At 36.2% G+C, this 6,358-nt stretch carries 4 protein-coding genes and 1 pseudogene; 1 reads left to right on the top strand and 4 read right to left on the bottom strand.

The features are described from left to right. Positions 1-96: 96 nt before the first annotated feature. From RLO81_RS05940 to RLO81_RS05925, 4 genes are all read right to left on the bottom strand, one after another. Positions 97-546 (bottom strand): DUF4920 domain-containing protein, encoded by a 450-nt coding sequence (locus RLO81_RS05940; protein WP_350108616.1) that lies wholly within the window; start codon positions 544-546, stop codon positions 97-99. 61 nt (positions 547-607) lie between these two features. Continuing rightward, positions 608-3,649: a CHAT domain-containing tetratricopeptide repeat protein gene (locus RLO81_RS05935; protein ID WP_350108614.1), complete on the bottom strand. Its 3,042-nt coding sequence runs from the start codon at positions 3,647-3,649 to the stop codon at positions 608-610. A 105-nt stretch (positions 3,650-3,754) separates the two neighbouring features. Next, positions 3,755-4,510: a hypothetical protein gene (locus RLO81_RS05930; RefSeq protein WP_350108611.1), complete on the bottom strand. Its 756-nt coding sequence runs from the start codon at positions 4,508-4,510 to the stop codon at positions 3,755-3,757. A 66-nt stretch (positions 4,511-4,576) separates the two neighbouring features. Continuing rightward, positions 4,577-5,815 carry an ABC transporter permease gene (locus RLO81_RS05925; RefSeq protein ID WP_350108609.1) on the bottom strand — a complete coding sequence of 413 codons (1,239 nt, stop codon included), beginning with the start codon at positions 5,813-5,815 and terminating at the stop codon, positions 4,577-4,579. A 112-nt stretch (positions 5,816-5,927) separates the two neighbouring features. Here RLO81_RS05925 and RLO81_RS05920 point away from each other — a divergent pair. Then, a pseudogene (locus tag RLO81_RS05920) lies at positions 5,928-6,358 on the top strand (asparagine synthetase B); the annotation flags it as partial.

Genomic DNA, 6,358 nt, shown 5'->3' with positions numbered 1-6,358 from the left:
ATCAGTAAGCACACCATCTACATCAAAAAATAAGGCCTTAATTTTTTCGGCCTTGCTTATAATTTCTGAAGGTATGATTTTTAATATATTCATTAATCAGTCTTCAATAAACACACCTGATGCTACAAAGGAATACTCTTCTTTGGGATCAGTAATACTTTGAATTTCTTCTTCAGTTTTGCCAGCGTCTTCTGCAAAATGCCTTAAGGTAGCAACATCAGTTGTCACTTTTTTCAATATACCTTCAAATGTTACGCTTTTGCCTTCCATACCGTCTTTTGGCACAAAGAATCCATAGTTTTTAAATGTTATACGAATGTCCTGCTCATCAGGTCCTTTTACAGTCATCCAGCAGCCTTTCATTTTGCAGGTGGCAGTAATTTCGCTATTAACTTTTAGAATAGCAGAATCTTGTTTAGCCATTATTGCAGGCAATTCTGTGATTTTTATCACTTCCTGCTTACTAAATTCTTCACCGAAATGTTGTGCGTTAAGTGCGGGTACATAAACAATTAACACAAATAAAATGGAAACTAATTTTTTCATAATATTTAGTAACTCAAAAGTAAGATTATTATTTAGGCTTTCTGGTATTATAAAGGGTAATTTATTGACCTACGATCTTAAATGCACCCCAATAAAATGGCTGTTCGTACTCTTCCATTAATTGCAACTGCGCATCACGAAAGGCATAGTATTTCTCCTTACCCTTAGATAAATGTTCATAGAATAATGTCATGAGCCGTTGTGTGGCATCATCATCCACATTCCACATACTCATTATAATGTACCTGGCACCTGCAATTTTAAATGCCCTTTGTAATCCATAAACCCCCTCGCCATTAGAAACTTCGCCCAGCCCTGTTTCACAAGCTGATAGAACTACTAAATCGGTGTTATTTAAATCCATATTCATCGCCTCATAGGCTGTTAATATTCCATCTTCATTATCAATGGAGTTACTACCTGTTAATAAAAAGTCTTCAGCACCTGCCAAAATCAGACCTGCTCTCAGTAACGGGTTTTGATAATACGTTTTACTTTCGCCAAATTCCTGAGGTTCGATGTTTTCAAGGAAATAACCATGGGTGGCAATATGCAATACCTCGGGGTTACTGACTTGCTTAATGGCTGTTTCATTGGCCTGATCAGTTATCAGCGTTTTTGGGTTATCACCATCTTTAGACAAAATTGCCTCTATTTCTTCTACTTCTGTTTTTGTACCAGGTAAAGTAGCTATGCCTTCGCCACTTCTCATATATCTTAATAATCCGCCTCTTAAACCTCTGGTTTCTGAGAATCCGCCTCCACCTCGAAGCCCTCCTCTTAAGCTTCTTTCTTTTTTTGAGGCAGTCAATTCCGTTCCATTTGTAGTGTACATAGGGAAGCCAAATAAATACTTATCCGCAGACGAAGAACCGGAAGCCTTGCTTTCAACAAGTAAATCCCTGGTGCTGGTAACTTCCTGTATTTCAATTTCTTTGATCAGGTATTCGCCCGTTTCCGGATTAACCAGCGTGCTTAGGTTTACCTGGTTATAAACACCATCTGGTGAAATATATATTTTTTTAACTCCTTCAAATTGATCCTTCATTGGCTCCCATAATTCATCGTAAGTAAATCGGTCTTCAATTTGATATCTGATGGAGTTGCGGTAATTATTTAAATACCTACCCTCCATTAATGAACCACGTGTAAAATGTACTGGTTTTGGATAGTCAGAATTCTTGTCGATAATTAATGCAAGGTAATTTATGTCATTTGTAAATTCCCCAGCCAATTTAGGGTCAGATACCCTGTATCTGATTATTTCAACTGCCACCTCATTATCCCCTAACTTCTCTTGCACCGCTTTCCAATCAGCTTCTTGTTGATCGTAAACTTTTGCGAAATCAGACGATCTTCTTACTAAACTTCTTTCAAGCTCATTGGCTAATTGATTTAAAGAGTCGATATAATTTTGCCTCGGATCATTATTGGAATAAAGCTTTGATAATCTTTCTTTAAGTGATTTCCAGTCTTCATAATCCTTCATCAGTGTGCTATCACTGCTGTTATAGATATTTTTACGCAACCGTTCTGTTGCCGCCATAATAATGCCTTTAGTTTGCAACTGATAGTTATACATATTAGCGAGTATCGAAGGGTCATCCTTCATAAACCGTACTCCCAACGTATTATACTGTTCAAATGCAGGCTTTAATTTCTCGAGGTAAAATTTTGTTTTTTCTTCTTCACTCAACGATGGAAAAAACAGCTTTATCTGATTTAGAAAATTCGTAAAAGTCTCCTCAAAATATTTCCGGGCTTTCTTCAGATCGTTCTGTTGCCAATAATAAATTCCGAGGTAGTTGGTAACCTCGGCATACTTGGGATGCTTATCTCCTACTACTTTCTTTCTTATTTTCCCGGCCTCCAAAAGGCTTTTATCTGCAGCCTGCGATTTCATCATTAGCTGAACTTTGCCAAGATTGAAGGTAGCTGTTGAATAGAGAAAACTATTCTTACCATAAACTTCGGCAAATAATTCTTGAGACCTTTTAAGGTCAGCAAGGGCACCGCTGTAATCTTTTAACCCACTTTTTACCTTGGCCAAATTATTAAGAATAGTAGCCTCAACTTCACTGTTAGCCCCATAGACATCGGGTGCTAATTCTAGTGCTTTAGTCAATGAATTAATGGCATTGTCAAACTCATCGTTAACATAATATGCATCACCTATGTTAATGAGCGTTGTGATATAAGCGGGATGCGAGAGACCAAAATTGACTGAATCTTTTACTCTTAACGTTTCATAAATATCTATAGCACTCTGCTGTCTACCTAAAGCTAATTGTGCCAGGGCTAAATTACTTTTTGCCCCATCGGCTAAATAATCTGCATCAGGTAAGTTAGCTAGTTGATCTCTGGATTCTAAGAACACATACTCGGCTTGAGGGTATTTTCCCATATTCATGTAATTTAAGCCTTGTGCCGACTGTGTTAAAGCGTAACTAAGTGTGTCATTTAAAGAGGCATAAACTTCACTTGCTTCTGATAATAATTGCTGAGCATCATTATAATTACCCAAGAGCGAAAGCACATCGCCCTTCTTAGCATTTAAAGTGGCAATATTATACTCATCTTCAAGTTGCTTTTTTTGTGAATTAAGTAGTTTTAAAGCTTTGTCATACTTACTTGTTTCTATTAGTACATCAGCACGAAATAAGACTGTTTGAAAATAAGGAATTGAACTCTTTCCGTACAACTTCTCATCGACTGCTAATAATTCCTCAGATAATTGCAACGCTTGCGCGTAGTGCCCTAATACAAGATGTACATTTACCAGATTATAAAGTGTGCTGCTAAACCCTTCGGTGGCTAATGGATTTAAATTTCTTCTAACACCAAGGGCTTTCTCATATAAGTTTTGTGCTTTTTCGTATTCCCCAAGAATTAAATTTCCCTCGCCAATAATAGCATAAATATCAGCAGACAGAGTGTCTACAGGTATCACATACTGACTGATCTTAGCTTCCTGTTGAACTAATTCTTCCAGTTTATCAGTCTCAATTAACTGCTCAAGGTTATAGTAAAATGCATACCTGTCTTGGGAAAATAAATTAGTGGTTATTATAAATAAGGTAAATGTTAAAATATTCTTTAGCATACAGTTCAAATTGATAAGGAAAATTTTCTCGAACTTAAATTAGTACGAATATAAATACTCATTAATATTAAACAGTAGCAAAATGTAACTTATTCATAATCAGATTTATCGCTTTATAAACTGTTGCTTTCTGTTTTGAATCATTAAATAATATTTACCGGGCTTTAAATCAGTTAAATTAATCTCTTTTCCCACACCCTTTTTAACCTTTTTGCCAAAAAAACTCTCAATTTCATATGCAGCAGTATCTGAGAGGATCAAGCTGGTGGTGGCGATTTGAGGATAAAAGGTGATATAATTTTCAGAAGCAGTAAACCGAACTTCATTCGACTCATTGCTTTTGCCCTGATAATTGTAAACCACTTTATAAGTATTTTCTCCTTGCTTGTGATTTGGTTGCTTCGAGTATGTAACTATGCCATCACCACCTCTTGCAGGTATGGTATCATATGCTATATATTCCTTCCCATTCGATTGATGATACAGGTAATATTGAGAGCCTTTTATCTCACCCATTACAGACCAGTTAACAGAATTATTATCTGCATTAATATTTGCAAATTGAAATGCCCCTTTCGTAACAAGAGCATCAGGGTTTACAATTGTTGGTATACAACTTCCAGTATATTCTATTTTTATTGAGACGCTTTCATTTATGCTAAATCCTGATAAATCTATTTTAAAAGCAGCGATAGATGGATTGTCATAGAGTTTAACATCATTTACAAACACAGCTGTGGTGCAAAACTTTTTGCTTACACGATCAAATGGATTTTGAACATAGATGTCTTTACCCTGATAGGTTCCTTCCAGAAGAAGTTCATCAGCCAATAAGTGTAGCTGACTAAAAAATAAAAACACGAATACTATTCTGATGATCACGTAGCGAATAACGCTAATATTGAATAATTATGAAAAGTATTTTATCTATTCAAACCTTAGAGACTCTATAGGATCCAACTTAGCTGCCTTATTTGCCGGGTAATATCCGGATATCAAGCCTACTGCAATACACACTACCAAGCCCACAATTACCCAAAGCCATGGAACAACGAAGCCATCAATACCTATAACACTTGAAATAAGGTTGCCAATGCCAATTCCCAGAATTACACCTGCAATTCCACCCAGCAAACAAACAACAATCGCCTCAATAATAAACTGCTGTCTGATTCTTAACGGAGTTGCACCTAGCGCTTTTCTTACACCAACCTCTCTGGTGCGTTCTGTTACAGACACAAGCATGATATTCATTAAGGCAATAGACGCACCCAAAAGTGTTATAAATCCAATACCAAATCCACCGAGCCTCATTACACTTGTAATTTGCTCAAGTCTATCGGCTAATGATTCACTTTTGGCGATTTCAAAACTGTTTGGCTCACCAAGTTTATCTTGTCGGATTTTACGCATCAAGGCAGTTGCCTCTCCCATAGCCATTTCCATCTGACTGGGGTCATTAATGCCTACTGTTAAATTGTACCTAAGCACGCGATCAGAAGACAATCTACTCGCATTTAATATAGGTATGATAACGGAATTATCAGGACCTCCGCCACCGCCAATTTGACCCCGCTCTTCAAGAATTCCTATTACTCGATATTTATTCCCTAATAAAGATATCTCCTTACCAAGTGGGTCAACATTATTTTCAAAAATTGATTCTTTCACATCTACACCTATAATGGCCACATTAGTTCCATATTGGTTTTCAATAATTGAAAAGTTCCTGCCCTTCTCAATATTTAAACCTTCTAAGGCAATATATTCGTCATTTGCACCATTGATCCACACATTTGGGTTAGTTTTCTTCGATTCATATTTAACTTCTGCAACACTGGTGATACTGGTGTTTAAACTAACTGAGGTCGAGAAATCATAGTTGTCGATAAACCGCATCGCTTCTTTCAATTTTAAAGGTGGTTGCGATTTTTCCTGAATGCCACCACTTCTACCGCCTCTTGTTCTTTTTGAATAAATATCAAATGTATTAACACCTAGGTCTGAGAGAGAATCTGTTACCGAATATTGAATACCATCAATGGCCGTTAGAATTCCAACTAATGACGTGATCCCCAGTGTAACGATTAAAGCCGTAAGCACTGTTCTTAGCAAGTTCGCCTTGATAGATTTTAATCCTTCTTTTATGTTCTCGACAAGATTCATTTAAACACTTTTATGAAACTAAATTAAGTATTTATCACGTTGAACATTGTAATTATTGATTAATTAGAGATAATATCGTTTTATCGGTAAATTAGATAGTTGAAATTCTCCTATGCGTAAATTATTAGTTCTTTTAGTAACACTTTTCATCTACTCATCATCCTTTGGAAGCTATATTTTAATACCAATGGATGAGAAGCAATCCAATCATTTAAAAGCCTATGGGATTTCCTATTGGATTTTGCAAAATGACATTGAAGTTGACTGGCTGTTGAATTTCAGAGGTGGAAGTTTTATGGTAAAATATTATCAGAAATTTGAAAATGAATTGATCATCAGAGGAGTTAGCTATGAGGTTATTTCTGATGCACAATCTAATCAAATAATTGAGCAGATAGCTAGTCCGGCCAATAATGCAGATGTCATGCGCTTGGATAAGTTTCCTAAAATAGCTGTGTATTCACCTAAAAGTAAATTACCCTGGGATGATGCCGTTACACTTGTGTTAAACTATGCCGAAATACCTTACGATGTTATTTTTGA

The sequence above is a fragment of the Fulvivirga sp. genome, from assembly GCF_040220315.1.
GTDB lineage: Bacteria > Bacteroidota > Bacteroidia > Cytophagales > Cyclobacteriaceae > Fulvivirga.
This window is presented reverse-complemented; position numbering and strand designations above follow the sequence as displayed.